This is a genomic window from Sphingomonas sp. AP4-R1 (genome assembly GCF_013113735.1).
GTDB lineage: Bacteria > Pseudomonadota > Alphaproteobacteria > Sphingomonadales > Sphingomonadaceae > Sphingomonas_I.
Map to the genome: position 1 here is coordinate 1,843,371 of NZ_CP053346.1, position 14,462 is coordinate 1,857,832.

General features: G+C 67.0%; 11 protein-coding genes. 8 read left to right on the forward strand and 3 right to left on the reverse strand.

Annotation, left to right across the window (positions count from 1 at the left end; translation table 11 throughout):
• The first annotated feature begins 21 nt into the window (after nucleotides 1-21).
• Nucleotides 22-1,518 carry a glycosyltransferase family 39 protein gene (locus tag HL653_RS08755; protein ID WP_171744185.1) on the forward strand — a complete coding sequence of 499 codons (1,497 nt, stop codon included), beginning with the start codon at nucleotides 22-24 and terminating at the stop codon, nucleotides 1,516-1,518.
• 120 nt (nucleotides 1,519-1,638) lie between these two features.
• Here the strand turns inward: HL653_RS08755 and HL653_RS08760 are convergent, their stop codons facing one another.
• Nucleotides 1,639-2,700, reverse strand: coding sequence for an NAD(P)-dependent alcohol dehydrogenase (locus HL653_RS08760; protein ID WP_171744186.1), 1,062 nt, complete (start codon nucleotides 2,698-2,700; stop codon nucleotides 1,639-1,641).
• A 79-nt stretch (nucleotides 2,701-2,779) separates the two neighbouring features.
• A complete protein-coding gene (locus tag HL653_RS08765) occupies nucleotides 2,780-3,886 on the reverse strand; it encodes an NADH:flavin oxidoreductase/NADH oxidase (RefSeq protein ID WP_171744187.1) in 1,107 nt (368 codons plus the stop codon).
• Between the two features lie 163 nt (nucleotides 3,887-4,049).
• Here HL653_RS08765 and HL653_RS08770 point away from each other — a divergent pair, with 163 nt between their 5' ends.
• The 6 genes from HL653_RS08770 (at nucleotide 4,050) to HL653_RS08795 (ending at nucleotide 12,087) form a co-directional block, all read left to right on the forward strand.
• Nucleotides 4,050-5,057, forward strand: coding sequence for an LLM class flavin-dependent oxidoreductase (locus HL653_RS08770; RefSeq protein ID WP_171744188.1), 1,008 nt, complete (start codon nucleotides 4,050-4,052; stop codon nucleotides 5,055-5,057).
• A 352-nt stretch (nucleotides 5,058-5,409) separates the two neighbouring features.
• Nucleotides 5,410-8,052: a TonB-dependent receptor gene (locus HL653_RS08775; protein WP_171744189.1), complete on the forward strand. Its 2,643-nt coding sequence runs from the start codon at nucleotides 5,410-5,412 to the stop codon at nucleotides 8,050-8,052.
• Nucleotides 8,053-8,104: 52 nt separating this feature from the next.
• Nucleotides 8,105-8,752, forward strand: a complete 648-nt coding sequence (locus tag HL653_RS08780) for a GDSL-type esterase/lipase family protein (RefSeq protein WP_171744190.1) — start codon at nucleotides 8,105-8,107, stop codon at nucleotides 8,750-8,752.
• A 257-nt stretch (nucleotides 8,753-9,009) separates the two neighbouring features.
• Nucleotides 9,010-9,987, forward strand: coding sequence for a glycoside hydrolase family 43 protein (locus tag HL653_RS08785; protein ID WP_171744191.1), 978 nt, complete (start codon nucleotides 9,010-9,012; stop codon nucleotides 9,985-9,987).
• Nucleotides 9,988-10,105: 118 nt separating this feature from the next.
• Nucleotides 10,106-11,113, forward strand: a complete 1,008-nt coding sequence (locus HL653_RS08790; protein ID WP_171744192.1) for a hypothetical protein — start codon at nucleotides 10,106-10,108, stop codon at nucleotides 11,111-11,113.
• A 35-nt stretch (nucleotides 11,114-11,148) separates the two neighbouring features.
• Nucleotides 11,149-12,087, forward strand: coding sequence for a hypothetical protein (locus HL653_RS08795; RefSeq protein ID WP_171744193.1), 939 nt, complete (start codon nucleotides 11,149-11,151; stop codon nucleotides 12,085-12,087).
• 58 nt (nucleotides 12,088-12,145) lie between these two features.
• Here the strand turns inward: HL653_RS08795 and HL653_RS08800 are convergent, their stop codons facing one another.
• Nucleotides 12,146-13,015: an OmpA family protein gene (locus HL653_RS08800; RefSeq protein WP_171744194.1), complete on the reverse strand. Its 870-nt coding sequence runs from the start codon at nucleotides 13,013-13,015 to the stop codon at nucleotides 12,146-12,148.
• A gap of 237 nt (nucleotides 13,016-13,252) precedes the next feature.
• On the opposite strand from HL653_RS08800, the gene HL653_RS08805 reads away from it, so the two are divergent.
• Nucleotides 13,253-14,341: a serine hydrolase gene (locus HL653_RS08805; protein ID WP_216599965.1), complete on the forward strand. Its 1,089-nt coding sequence runs from the start codon at nucleotides 13,253-13,255 to the stop codon at nucleotides 14,339-14,341.
• The last annotated feature ends 121 nt before the right edge of the window (nucleotides 14,342-14,462 follow it).

The window sequence follows — 14,462 nt, forward strand, 5'->3', positions numbered from 1 at the left end:
CCGACTGCCACAGGATCGATCATGGCGAGCCGCGCCCTTCCTTATTCCCCAGGCCTGACCGGGCGCCTGTCCCTTGCGGGGCGGGGCTGGCGGGATGCGCTGGCGATGCTGGTGGTCGCCTTCGCACTGCGCTGCTGGTGGTTCGGCAATCCGGCGATCCAGGTGGACGAGCAATTCTATCTGCTGGTGGGCGATCGGATGCTCCACGGCGCGTTGCCCTATGTCGATATCTGGGATCGCAAGCCGATCGGCCTGTTCCTGCTCTACGCCGGCGTGCGCCTGCTCGGCGGGGCCGGGATCGTCCAGTATCAGGTGGTCGCGACCGTGTTCGCGGCGGCGACGGCCTTCCTTGTCGTGCGGATCGCGGCACGTATCGCGAGCCCCACGGCGGCGCGGCTGGCAGGCGCGGCGAGCCTGATCTTCACGGTCGTGTTCGATGGCGCGGGCGGGCAATCGCCGGTCTTCTACAATCCGTTCGTGGCGGGTGCCGCGTGGATGGTGCTGCAGGCGCTGGACGTGCCGCCGGCCGGGGAGCGCCGCTTCGTGGCGTGGGGCGCGGGCGCGATGGCGCTGATCGGCCTCGCCATGCAGATCAAATATACGGCCCTGTTCGAGGGCGTGACGATGGGCTTCGTTCTGCTGTGGGCGGCGCGGCGGCGGGGGATCGACGCGGCGCTGCCCGGCGTGGCGTTGCTGTGGATCCTGCTCGCGATCCTGCCGACCGCCGCCGCCTTCGCGGCCTATGCGGCGGCGGGGCATGGCGAGGCCTTCTTCTACGCCAATTTCGTCTCGATCGGGGATCGGCCGGGCACGGCGGCGCTGCAACTCGCCAAGCGCACGATCGTGGCGGCGGGCATGGGCCTGCCGCTGATCCTCGCCGCGATTGCGGGCGTGCGCGTGCGCCAGCATGGGGAAGAGGCGAAGCGTGCGCGGGCGTTCCTGATCGTCTGGCTGGCTGGGGCCGTGATCGGCTTCTTCGCGATCGGCAGCCTCTTCAAACATTATTTCCTGCCGGTGGTGACGCCGCTGGCCGTCTTCACCGCGCCCGCCTTCGATGTCGGGCGGCGCGATCGCTGGCGCGCGGTGGCGGTGCTGGCGATCGGGCTGGTGCTGGCGGCGGGGATGAGCCTCCATCGCGGCAGCACCCGTGGCGGCGAACGCCATATGGACGAACTGGTCGCCGCGATCCGTCCGCACCTGAAGGACGATCTGTTCGTGTTCGACGGGGAGCCGATCCTGTATCTGCTGACCGGCGCGAAGCTCGTCTCGCCTTATGCGTTCCCCAATCATCTGAACCAGATGAAGGAAGCGCCCGCGATCGGCGTGGATCCGGTGGCGGAGGTGCGGCGCGTGATGGCCGCGCGGCCGAGCGTGGTGGTGGTGACGGACCGACCGGGCGCCGATCGCAATCCCGTGACGTGGGAGATCGTGCGGGCCGGGCTGATGCGCGATTACGCGCAGGTGGGCGCGGTGCGTTTCCACAAGAAATGGCGGCTGGTCTACGCGCGGAAGGCGTGAAACCCATCACCGTCATCCCCGCGAAAGCGGGGACCCAGTTCTTCGGCTGAAGAAAGGCTGGGTTCCCGCTTGCGCGGGAATGACGATGGGTTGGTTTAGGCTTGGGTCAGGTCCAAAGCCTCAGGCCGCGAGCGTCGCCATGTCGATGACGAAGCGATACTTCACGTCGCTCTTCAGCATCCGCTCATAGGCGTCGTTGATGCCCTGCGCCGGGATCATCTCGATATCGGCGGTCAGGCCGTGCTTGGCGCAGAAATCGAGCATCTCCTGCGTCTCGGCGATGCCGCCGATCAGCGAGCCCGCAATCGCCTTGCGCCCGAAGATGAGCGTGCCGACGTTGGGCGAGGGATGCGCATGCTCGGGCACGCCCACCAGCACCAAGGTGCCGTCGCGCTTCAGCAGCGCCGTGAAGGCGTCCAGATTGTGCGAGGCGGCCACCGTGTTGAGGATCATGTCGAAGCTGCCGGCATGCGCCGCCATCTCGTCCTCGTTCTTCGACACGACCACTTCGTGCGCGCCGAGCTTCTTTGCGTCCTCGATCTTGGAGGCCGAGGTGGTGAAGGCGACGACATGCGCGCCCATCGCGGCCGCGATCTTCACGCCCATGTGGCCGAGGCCGCCGAGGCCTACCACGCCCACCTTCTTGCCGGGGCCCGCGCCCCAATGCTTGAGCGGCGAATAGGTGGTGATGCCCGCGCAAAGCAGGGGCGCGACCGCCGCCAGATCCGCTTCGGCGTGCGCGACCTTCAGGACGAAATCCTGATCGACGACGATCTTGTCCGAATAACCGCCGAACGTGTGGCCGCCGAGATGCGCGTCGGGACCGTTATAGGTGCCGACCATGCCGGTGCCGGTGCAATATTGCTCCTCGCCATCGCTGCACGAGGGGCAGGTGCCGCAGCTGCCGACCATGCAGCCGACGCCGACGATGTCGCCGACCGCGAATTTGGTGACGTCGCTGCCGACGGCGGTGACGTGGCCGACGATTTCATGGCCGGGCACGCAGGGGAAGATCGTGCCGTCCCACTCGCTGCGCGCGGTGTGGAGATCGGAATGGCAGACGCCGCAATAGGCGATGTCGATCGCGACGTCGGTGGGGAGCGGATCACGCCGCTCGAACGTGAAGGGCGCAAGCGGGGTCGTGGCGGACTGGGCCGCGAAAGCTTTGGCTTGGCTGGTCATGGAATGTCCCTGAGTTTGGGATGTGAAGTCGCGCCCGGGGAAGGCGCGACCCCTTTATAACCAGCTGCCGGCGATTTTTCTACCGCCCGGTAGTGAAAAGATCGCGATAACGGCTCGGCTGGCAGCGCAGATATTGCGGCGCCGCCTTCACCTGTGCGCGCAGATGCGCCGCCGCATGCCACGGCCAGCGCGGATCGTAGAGGATCGTGCGGGCCAGCGCGACGAAGTCCGCATCGCCCGTCGCCACGATCGCCTCGGCGTGATCGAAATCGGTGATCAGCCCCACAGTGGTGACGGGCATCGTCACGGCGTCCTTCACCGCGCGGCCCAGCGGCACCTGATAGCCGGGGCCGACCGGGATCTGCTGGCGTGCATCGAGACCGCCCGAGGAGACATGGATGCCCGCGCAGCCGCGCGCTTCCAGTTCCTTGGCGAAGGCGATCGTCTGCGCGACATCCCAGCCGCCCTCGACCCAGTCGGTGCCCGAGACGCGGACGGTGACGGGCTTGTCCGCCGGGAAGGCGGCGCGCACCGCATCGAAGATTTCGAGCGGGAAGCGCATCCGGTTCTCCAGGCTGCCGCCATATTCGTCGGTGCGCGTGTTGGAGAGCGGCGAGAGGAACTGGTGGATCAGATAGCCGTGCGCACCGTGCAGCTGGATCATGTCGATGCCCAGCCGGTCCGCGCGGCGCGCAGCCTCGACGAACGCATCACGCACGCGGCCCATCCCGGCCCGGTCCAGCGCCATCGACGGCGCGGTGCCCTCGGTGAAGGGCGCGGGGGAGGCGGAGACGACCTGCCAGCCATGTTCGGCGTCGGGCGCGATCTGCGCGCCGCCCAGCCAGGGCAGATCGGTTGAGGCCTTGCGGCCAGCATGCGCCAGCTGGATCGCGATCGGCATGTCGGACCAGCGGCGGATGCCCTGGATCACCGTGCCCATCGCCGCCTCGGTGCGATCGTCATACAGGCCGACATCGGCATAGGTGATGCGGCCCTCGGGCACCACGGCGGTCGCCTCGATCGTCAGCAGGCCCGCCCCGGATTGGGCGAGCTGGCCGAGATGCTGCGCGTGCCAGTCGGTCATCGCGCCATCCTCGGCCGAATATTGGCACATGGGCGCGATCACGATGCGATTGGCCAGGTCCAGCCCGCCGACGGCGTACGGCGCGAACAATTTGGATGCCATGAAATGCTCCTTGGAGGGAAAACGGGGAGGGGATTCGGATGATCGGAAGGCGCCGGCCCACTCTTATGGCTCGCGGCGGAAACAGCTCGACCGGCATTTATGTACCGAAAGGTATCTTTCAATCCCCGATCGGGCTACCCATGTGCGACGCGCAGGAGGCCCCATGGTTGCAATCTCGATCCTCGATCTCGTCCGCATTCGCGAAGGCGGCAGTGCGCGCACCGCGCTGGATGACGCGCGCGATCTCGCCGCGCATGCCGAAACACTGGGCTACACACGATTCTGGATGGCGGAGCATCATAACATGCCCGGCATCGCTTCCGCAGCGACATCGATCGCGATCGCGCATGTCGCGGCCGGATCGAAGACGATCCGCGTCGGCGCGGGCGGGGTGATGCTGCCCAATCATTCGCCGGTGGTGATCGCCGAGCAGTTCGGCACGCTGGAGGCTCTGTTTCCGGGCCGGATCGATCTGGGCCTCGGCCGTGCGCCGGGCACCGACCAGATCACGCTGCGCGCGTTGCGCCGCGATCCGTCCGCGTCCGAGCATTTCCCTCAGGACGTGCAGGAATTGCAGCAATTGCTGGGGCCGCTCCAGCCGGGGCAGCGCGTGCAGGCGGTGCCGGGCACGGATTCCAACGTGCCGCTCTGGATCCTCGGCTCCAGCCTGTTCGGCGCGCAGCTCGCCGCGCATCTGGGGCTGCCTTACGGCTTCGCCTCGCATTTCGCGCCGCAGTCCCTGCTGCCCGCGCTCCAAATCTATCGCGACCGTTTCCAGCCTTCGGCGCAACTCGCCCGGCCCTATGCGACGGTGGGCGTGAACATCGTCGCCGCGCCCAGCGACGAGGAAGCGCGCTTCCTGGCGACCACGCAGCAGATGGCGATCGCCAACCTGTTCAGGGGCGCGCGCGGGCTCAGCCTGCCGCCGATCGACGATATCGACAGCTACTGGACGCCGCAGGAGAAGGCGCAGGCGCACGGCTTCCTCGCCCGATCGATCGTCGGCGGGCCGGAGACGGTGGCCAAGGGCATCGCCGCGCTCGTCGCGGAGACGAAGGCGGACGAACTGATCATCGTCTCCGACGTGTTCGATCATGCCCTGCGCAAGCGTAGCTACAGCCTCATCGCCGAGGCCGCAGGGGTGGCGAGGCTGGCGGAGGCGGCGGAATGAGCGATGGGGTGACGAAGAGGCTCCGCTGTGCTGGGCGAGCGGATTTTCGGCGCTGAGGTGCTGAAGGGCGCGCATTTCGGGCTGCTGCTTCGATTGATGTCTGGGGCGCCTCCTCCCCTCCTGGAACCGTCATCCTGAACTCGTTTCAGGGTCCATGACCCGACCGTCGCACCGGGCGCACAGGATCGGTCATGGATGCTGAAACGGGTTCAGCATGATGAAGAGGAAAGAAGGGGAGGCGCGCTTAGCCCTCCCTAAATCCGCAAATTCGCGTTCGCACATTCGCAACATTGCACTCGCCTTGGCGCCGGGACCTGCTTAGGGGCGCCGCTCCGGTTTGAGGGGAGGATGGATGTTTGCGATCGCTCTGCTGGCGGCCAGTGCCTCCGGCGCCGTCGAGGCTGCGCCAGCGGCCGCCGAACCGGAGATCCTCGTCACCGCCACGCAGCGCCCGACGCCCGCCGGCGACGTGCCCGTCGCGATCACCTCGATCGGTCGCGAGGCGCTGCGCGACGGCGCGGTGGTCGATCTCCGCACGCTGAACGTGCTCGCGCCCTCCTTGCTCGTCTCCTCCTCGTCGAACGAGGCGGGCGGGGGCGGCGCGCGCATCCGCGGCATCGGCACGGTGGGCGACAATGCCGGGCTGGAAAGCTCGGTCGCGACGTTCGTGGACGGCGTCTACCGCGCCCGCGCCGCGACGGCTCTCACCGAACTGGGCCCGCTGGAGCGGGTCGACGTGCTGCGCGGGCCGCAGGGTACGCTCTTCGGCCGCAACGCCTCGGCCGGCCTCATCAACGTCGTCACCGCGCAGCCCTCGCGCACGCTGGGCGGCTATGCCGAGGCGAGCGTCGGCAATTACGATTACTGGCGTCTGGGCGCGGGCATCACCGGGCCGCTCACCGAAACCCTCTCCGGCCGGATCGACGGCGTCTATATCAAGCGGCAGGGTTTCTTTCAGGACGTCGTCTCGGGCCGACATCTCAACGGGCGCGATCGCGGGCTGGTGCGCGGCAAGCTGAAGTGGGAGCCGGATGCGAGCTTCGCCGCGACGCTGACCGTCGATTATGCGAAGCGCGACGAGGAATGTTGCGCGGGCGGCTACAGCGTCGTGCGCGATCTGCGCAGCAGCACGCCCGGCGCGGGCGGCGGCAGCCTCGTCACCGCGCCGTCCTCGATCGCGGCGCTGATCCGGGCGATGCCGGGCGGGCAGGTGCTGGACGATCCCGGCGTGCGCAAGGTGGCGCTCTCGCCCGGCCAGAGCTTTCGACAGGACGTGACCGACGGCGGCGTCGCGCTGAACATGACCAAGACGCTGGGTGGCATCACGATCGACAGCATCACGGCCTGGCGCTCCAACAAGTTCATCAAGGGACAGGATGCCGATTTCTCCAGCCTCGATCTGATCCGCCGGCCGAGCGACGGCAGCGGCTTCATCCGCTTCCGCAATTTCAGCCAGGAACTGCGCGCGCGGGGCGAGGCGTTCGGCGGCAAGCTCGACTGGCTGGTCGGCGGCTATTGGGGCGAGGAGCGCCTGACGCTGCAAGACAATATGGCTTACGGCGCGGACTATGATCGCTTCGCTTCGGCCCGGATCGGCGCGCTGGGCGGCGCCTTCGCGGCGTTCCCCACCTATGGCTTCGCGAACCTCAAGGGCTTCGCGCAAAATTATGGTGGCGCGGCGCTGGCGGCGGCCGTGCAGAATGTGCCGATCGCTGGCACCGGCGAACTCGATCGCTTCCGCCAGCATGACAGCAACCAGGCGCTGTTCACGCACGACATCGTCCACGTCACCGATCGCCTCTCGCTGACCTTGGGCGCGCGCTACACGCGCGACCGCAAGACGCTGGACGCGAACCTCGCCTCCACCAGCAGCTGCGGCATCTATCTCGACACTATCGCCCGGCTGCGCGCGTTGGGCACGGCCAGCGCCACCGCGCTCGCCAATTCGGTGCTGGCGCCGCTCGCGGGCTATCCCTGCAACATCAACAGCGTGAATGGCGCGATCGATCAGCGCCGCACCGAGCATCGCTGGTCGGGCACAGCCGCGCTCGATTACCGGATCGCGCGCGGTGCGAACGTCTATGCGAGCTGGTCGCGCGGCTACAAGGCGGGCGGCTTCAATCTCGATCGCGGCGGCCTGTTCAACACCGGCCGCCTCCAGCAGCTTCCCGCCTCCAGCCTCGCCTTCGCGCCGGAGACGGTGGAGGCGTGGGAGCTGGGCGCCAAGCTGCACCGGCGCCTGTTCGATCTGGATGTGGCGCTGTTCCGGCAGGCGTTCCGCAATTTCCAGCTCAACAGCTATACCGGCACGAACTTCGTCGTCTCGAACGTGCAGGGGTGCAGCACGTCGCTGGGCAATCGCGATTCCGACAATATCGCCGGCAATTCGGCCTGCTCGGACACGAAGGCGGGCGTGATCTCCAAGGGTGTCGAACTGGACGCCACGCTGCGCCCGGCCGCCGACTGGGTGCTGACCGGCGGCTTCACTTATGCCGACACGCGCTATGCGAAGGATATCGTCGGGTCGCCCGATGCGCTGACCGGCGACAATTCGCTACCGCCGGTGCTGTTCCTGCTGCCGGGCGCGCGCCTCTCCAACGCGCCGGCCTACACCGCGACCGGATCGGTGCGCTGGACGCCCGCAATCCGCGAAGGGCTGCGCGCGCTGGCCTATGTCGGCACGCGCTATCAGAGCAAGATCAACACCGGCTCCGATCTGCTGACCGAAAAGGCGCAGAAGGGCTTCGGCCTCGTCGATGCGCGGGTGGGTGTCAGCACGGCCTCGGGCTGGAGTCTCGAACTGTGGGCACAGAATGTGTTCAACGTCACCTATACGCAGGTGGCGTTCAGCGAACCGCTGCAGGGCGGCGGATCGGGCGGCATGCCCGGCACGGCGGCGGCGGTGACGGCGTTCGGCACCACCTCCAGCCAGCTGTTCGGCGCGTTCCTCGGCGATCCGCGCACCTGGGGGCTCACGGCACGGAAACGCTTCTAGCTGTCATGCTCCCCGGCTAGATTGCAGGTTTGGCAGGGAGCGGGGGACGGGCTTGGCGGCGATCATCCAGACGGCGTTGCGGAAGGCGGGGCGCGCGCGCGTCCAGGCGATGTGGATGGCGCATCGCGCGGGCGGCAAGAGGCGCCGCCCGATCGCGATCTTCCTCGGGGATTCCATCACCCGGCAATGGCTGGAGCATGATCCCGGCTTCTTCCGCGGCAAGAAGCGTCGCAATGCCGGCCTCGGCGGCGATACCAGCGCCGGGATGCTCGCCCGTTTCGATGCGGAGGTGCTCGCGGTCGGCCCGCGCGTCGTCCACATCATGGCGGGCACGAACGACCTGTGGCACGGCGATCCCGGCCCCGATGCCACCAAGACCATCGCCAACATCGCGGAGATGGCGGCGCGTGCGCGGGCGGCGGGCATCGCCGTGATCCTCGCCGCGCCGCCGCCGATCGGCCGCAACGCCGTGCCCCTGTTCAATCGGCCGGGCCTGGCCCCGATGCTGCGCGAGGGCGTGGCGCGGCTGTGCGGCGGCGAGGATGGCCCGATCCATGTCGATTATGCGGCGTCCCTGGGGGACGGCATCGGCGGCATCCGCTTCGATCTCACCACCGACGGCGTCCACCTCACCCGCGCCGGCTATTACGCGATCCGCGCCCAGGCGGAGCGCGCGCTGGCGCTGGCGCTGGGGGATTAGGGACTTGGCTCTCTCCCCCCGTTCGCACTGAGCCTGTCGAAGCCTGTCCTGAGCGCCTGCCTTGGCAGGCAGTCGAAGGGTGCCGTTCTTCTTCCTCCGCTGTGAGAGATAGAAAAGGACGATGCTTCGACAGGCTCAGCACGAACGGTTTTGTGAGAGAGCGAATGCCCAGCCGGCCCTCTGTAGGAAAATGTGCGTCGGCTTGACCTGCAACACATCGCTCCATTACTCCTACAAATAGGATGAGGGAGAGGGTGATGAAGCGCTTGGTTTTGGGCGGGATGCTCGCGCTGGCTTCCGGCATGGCGGCACAGGCGCAACCCGCCGCACCCGGATCGAACCCCATCCTCCGCGACCAGTTCACCGCCGATCCGGCGGCGCTCGTGGTGGGCGACACCGTCTATCTCTATGTCGGCCACGACGTGTCGGACGACGAACGCTACCGCATGCCGGACTGGCTGCTCTATTCGTCCAAGGACATGAAGCACTGGACGCCGCACGGCACGATCCTGCGGCCGACCGATTTCGCCTGGTCGAAGGGCGATGCCTATGCCTCGCAGGTCGTGGAGAAGGGCGGCAAATTCTATTTCTATGCCAATGCCAAGGAGGCCGCGACCGGATCGATGGCGATCGGCGTGGCCGTGTCGGACAAGCCCACCGGTCCGTTCGTGGATGCGCGCGGATCGGTGCTGATCACCAATGCGATGACGCCGCAGGGCCAGCATGGCTGGAGCGACATCGATCCCACCGTGCTGATCGACGATGATGGCACGCCGTGGCTGATGTGGGGCAACGGCAATTGCTTCCGGGCGAAGCTGAAGCCCAACATGATCGAGTTGGACGGCCCGATCGAGGAGGTGAAGCTCACGCGCTATGAGGAAGGCCCGTGGCTGCACAAACACGGCAAGACCTATTACGTCACCTATGCCTCGCGCGAGCGGGGGCCGAAGGAGCCCGAGACGATCTCCTACGCCACCGCGCCCGCCGTCACCGGCCCGTGGACCTATCGCGGCGAACTGACCGGCCCGGCCGAGAATAGCGGCACGATCCACCCCGCGATCATTGCGTTCAAGGGGAAGGACTATTTCTTCTATCACGATGGCACGCTGACGATCGGCGACAAGAAGGGCGGCAGCTATCGCCGCGCGGTGCGCGTGGAGCGTCTGTTCTACAATGCGGACGGCACGATGAAGCCGGTCGCGCAGACGGCTGCCGGGGTTTCCGGCCGCCCGTGAGGCGGCCGGCCGCTTCCGTCCAAAACGGTGGCGATAGTGCGTCCGACCGCTCTCTTCCCACGGATCGCGCGGGACATTCCGCCTCCGATCCGGCAGACTGGTCGCGGGAGAGAAGCCGATGCGATGGAAAATCGCCCCGTGCATCGCGTTGATCGCCGCCCCGCTCTGGGCGGCGAGTGCCGCCGCGCCACCACCGCCCGCCGATCCCGAGATCGTCGTCAACGGCAAGCGCATCATCCTCGAAGGCGGCGAATGGGAATTCGATCGCTCGACCGGGATCACGCAGTCGGCCGGGCTTTCCAACATGCCGGCCTCGAACTGGAGAGCATGCCTGCCCACCGGTTCCCAGGTGAGCATCCTGCGCCGGTTGCTCGGCGCGATGCCGGCCGTTCAGACGACCGCGACCGGCGGCACGATATGCGGGCAGATGGGGTTCCGGATTCGCGGCAATCGCGTGGTCGGCCATCAGAACTGCTCGATCCTGTTCGCAGGTGTCTTACCGGCCAGGACCTATCATCGCAGCCAGCGGATGATCGCGACCGTCGGGGAGGATCAGGTCGCCGTCGAATTCGATCAGACCGATGACATGCCGCCGCCGTCTCGATCGATCGGTATTCCGTCCGAGGGGCTCGGGCTGCGGCGATTCAACTGGCGGTTGGCCGCCCGGCGGGTGGGTGCGTGCCCGCTCCCGAACATGGCCGCGTCCCGTTCACGCGTTACACCTCCCTTGCTGGCCAACGCCGAGCCTGCACCGACAGCGATCCCGCCCCGAGTTTTCTTAGAGCCGCTGAACGTCTCCCTGACGATCACCGAGGATATGCTGGCATCACCCCTGACGGCGGCCCGCGATGCATTGCCCGCCAGCGAGGATGATATCGTCGTGATCGGTCGGCGCCTGCGCCGCGCCAAGCTGCATTTCGCCAATGAGGGCCGGTTGCTCACATGGTGCCACACCGACGTCTCGACCGGCGACGCCCGGGTCGACCGGATTGCCTGCGCAATCGTGCAGGCCTGTGTCCGCGAAGGCGTCACCGATCTGCTGCCGGTCCGGGCCTGCTATGCCCGCAAGGTCGCCTATTTCGACGATGCCGTCCACGCAGCGCGCAGCCGGGCACCTTCCTCCTGATGGTCCGCCGGAGTAGGATCTGGCTGTGCGCGGCATTGATCGCCGCCCCGATCTGGGGCGCGGGTGCCGCCGCGCCACCGCCGCCCGCCGATCCCGAGATCATCGTCAACGGCAAGCGCATCATCCTTGAAGGCGGCGAATGGGAATTCGATCGCTCTGTAGGGATCGGGGCAACGCATGTTTCCCGGCCCATGAAGTGGAAGGCATGCATTCCAGCCGGCGATCAAATCGTCATGCTGCGCCAACTGCTCGGTGCAATGCCCGCTGTTCAGGTCGCTGCTGGAAGCGGCACGTTATGCGGAAAGATGTCGTTCCGTTTCCGGGGTAACCGCGTGACCGGTCGCCAAGGTTGCAGGGTCGTGGTCGTGGGTGAGCAACTCACGGCCTCCTATGATCGCAGCCAATGGCTCGAGGCGATCGTGACGGAGGATCGGATCGCCGTGGAATCCGAAATAGCAACCGATGGCGGAGCGCGCGGGCCCTCGCGAACCAGCTGGCGAATGACGGCACGGCGGGTAGGGATCTGCAGGATGCCGCAAACATTCGCGTCGAAATCGGCGGCGCCTGGCATGCTGACCCGGGCGGCCGAGCCAGCACCGGCGGCGATCCCACCCCGGCTATTCCTGGAGCCGCTGGATGTCTCTCTCTCGATCACCAGGGACATGCTGGCCTCGCCCCTGATGGAGGAGGGCCGTGATACGTTGCCCGCGCGCGAGGACGATATTGTGGTGATCGGACGCCGTTTGCGCCGGGCGAAGCTGCATTTCGCCAATGAGGGGCGGCTGCTCGTCTGGTGTCACACCGACGTTTCGACCGGAGATGCGCGGGTCGACCGGATCGCCTGCGCGATCGTGCAGGCCTGTGTCCGCGAAGGTGTTAGCGAGCTGTTGCCCGTCCGGGCCTGCTATGCGCGCAAGGTCGCCTTGTTAGACGATGACATTCGCGCCGCACGTGGCCGGAAACCAACGTCCTGAAGCACGCTGAAAAATGCATGGCCGGGGGCGCGCATCCGCCCCCAGCCACCATCATCCGTCAGATCCCGTCGACGCTCTTGCTCACCATGATGTTGACGGCGACGCGGCGGTTCTGCGCCTTGCCTTCGGCCGTATCGTTGCTGGCCAGCGGATCGGCCTTGGCCATGCCGGTGGGCGTCAGCATGCGATAGGGTTTCCACCCGCAATTCTGCTGCAGATAATTGATCACGCGCGCGGCCCGCTTCTCGCTGAGCTGCTGGTTGATGTCGTCATTGCCGGTGGAGTCGGTATAGCCGACCACCAGCATCAGCGCATTCTCGGTCGCCTGCGCATTGGTCGCGGCGGCGCAAAGCTGGGTCTTGTCCTCGGCGGACAGTTCGGACCGGCCCGTATCGAAGTGCACGTTGGTGGTGCTCTTGATGTTATATTTGTCGATGTCGCCCATCCGGCCGCGCAGCGCTTCCGTGGCGGCGACCTGTTCGTCGAAGCGCTGCGACGTTCCGTTGCGGATCATCGAGGCCGTCTTGAAGTCGTTATTGCGGAAGGTGATCTGGTTGGCGACCAGTTCTCCGCCCGTCTGGCCGTCCGTCGGCTGGAAGGTCTTCACGGTCACGGGCAGGCCGTTGAGCAATGCATCCGCCGACATCTTGTTGCGGCTGGAACCGAACAGCCCGCTGGCGGATTTGATCCGCGTCGCATCATTGACGGCGATGACGGTGGCCGTGCCATCTTCCGCCGTTACCTTGAGCTTTTCGCCGTTGCGCGCAGTGATGACGCCCTTGATTTCCGGGCCTGCCATAGACTGGCCATTTACAACGATGCTCGGATCGGCGGATGGTATCTCCTGCGCAGACAAGCTGCCTGCCGACGACGCGGCCAGCATGAAAATGATCGCGTGAATTCCTGCCTTGTTCGTAGTGATACGCATCGAGCTACTCCTCTCAACTTATCAGCTGCCAAGGAGTGTTGGGGACAACCTGTCCGGCACATGAATGTCTGATTCGCGCGTTAACCGAGTCGATGATGCGACTTCGCAGTGCGGTGAGCCGAAGCGAGGATATGGCGGCCGGGAGCGATGCCGGCACCCGGACGCGCTGCAATCCGGCATTCATATCGCCCTTGCAATGACCCTCTTCTGGTAAGGGGTAGGGGAGGGACGGCCGGCATGCTGATCGATCGACGCGCGCTGTTGCGGGGCGGTGCGGCCACGGGAATGAGCGTGCTGGCCCCGCTGCCACTCCAGGCCAGCGGCCATCCCGACGATGCCAAGATCGACGCCTTCGTGAAGGCCAACGGATTTGCGGGCTCGATCCTCCGGGCCAAGGCCGGCAGCCCGGTCTATGCCCGGAATTTCGGGCTGGCGAATATCGCCGCGAACACGCCGGCGACCACCGATACGGTCTATGGCATCGCCTCGATCTCGAAGTTCCTGACCACGGTCACGGTGCTCAGGCTGGTGGAGGCCGGCAAGCTCGCCCTCGACGCTCCCATCGCGACGCTGCTTCCGGATTACCGCGCGGATACCGGCGCCCGCGTCCGGCTCGCGCATCTGCTGTCGAACACCAGCGGCATCCCCAACGGCTTCAGCGTGGCGACGAAGGCCGAGCCCGATCTGGTCAGCCGCGATCTCGGCACCGCGGAGGCGGTCCGCCGTTTCGCGTCCGGCGATCTCGCCTTCGAGCCCGGCAGCAGGTTCGATTATGCGATGACCAACTGGTTCATCGTCGTCGCGATCGTCGAGGCGGTGACGGGCAAGCCTTTCCAGCAGGCGATGCGCGCCATCACGCTCGATCCCATCGGCCTCAGCCATACCACCGCGGCGCTGGGCACCGAGAACCGGCCCGGCTCGGCTCTGTCCTATCGCACCGTGGAGCCGCCGGTCGAATGGGGCAATCCGCGCACGCCGGCGATGGCGGCCTCGGGCGGCTATTTCAGCAACGCCCCCGATCTGCTGCGCGCGGCCCACGCCGTGTTCGACCGGCGCTTCGTCTCGCCCGCCTCCCTGACGGCGCTGCGGACGGTGCGCGTCGCCGATCAGGATTATTCGCTCGGCGGGCGGGTCCGGACGATGATGATCGGCGGAAAGCCGGTCGAGGCGGCGTGGGAAACCGGCCGCACCGCCGGCTATCGCACGCTGCTCGCGCACCGCTACGACACGCAGGACAGCATCGTGCTGCTCAACAATACCGGCATTTCGCAAAAGGCGATCGACCTGTTCGCCGACGAGCTGTTCGGAGCGGCGCCACGGGCTTGAGACGGGACGCGGGTATTGCGCCCGTGTCGGCCAACGAGCTCGTCGCATGCGGGCGGAACGGTGCGGTTTCCGTCGACCGTCGGACTTGCGCATGCCGCGCCTTGCCCCGCCGCAGCCAATG

Excerpts from the sequence above, each read along its gene's own strand:
- HL653_RS08755 (WP_171744185.1), top strand. The coding sequence starts at position 22 with ATGGCGAGCCGCGCCCTTCCTTATTCCCCAGGCCTGACCGGGCGCCTG.
- HL653_RS08760 (WP_171744186.1), bottom strand. The coding sequence starts at position 2,700 with ATGACCAGCCAAGCCAAAGCTTTCGCGGCCCAGTCCGCCACGACCCCG.
- HL653_RS08765 (WP_171744187.1), bottom strand. The coding sequence starts at position 3,886 with ATGGCATCCAAATTGTTCGCGCCGTACGCCGTCGGCGGGCTGGACCTG.
- HL653_RS08770 (WP_171744188.1), top strand. The coding sequence starts at position 4,050 with ATGGTTGCAATCTCGATCCTCGATCTCGTCCGCATTCGCGAAGGCGGC.
- HL653_RS08775 (WP_171744189.1), top strand. The coding sequence starts at position 5,410 with ATGTTTGCGATCGCTCTGCTGGCGGCCAGTGCCTCCGGCGCCGTCGAG.
- HL653_RS08785 (WP_171744191.1), top strand. The coding sequence starts at position 9,010 with ATGAAGCGCTTGGTTTTGGGCGGGATGCTCGCGCTGGCTTCCGGCATG.
- HL653_RS08790 (WP_171744192.1), top strand. The coding sequence starts at position 10,106 with ATGCGATGGAAAATCGCCCCGTGCATCGCGTTGATCGCCGCCCCGCTC.
- HL653_RS08800 (WP_171744194.1), bottom strand. The coding sequence starts at position 13,015 with ATGCGTATCACTACGAACAAGGCAGGAATTCACGCGATCATTTTCATG.
- HL653_RS08805 (WP_216599965.1), top strand. The coding sequence starts at position 13,253 with ATGCTGATCGATCGACGCGCGCTGTTGCGGGGCGGTGCGGCCACGGGA.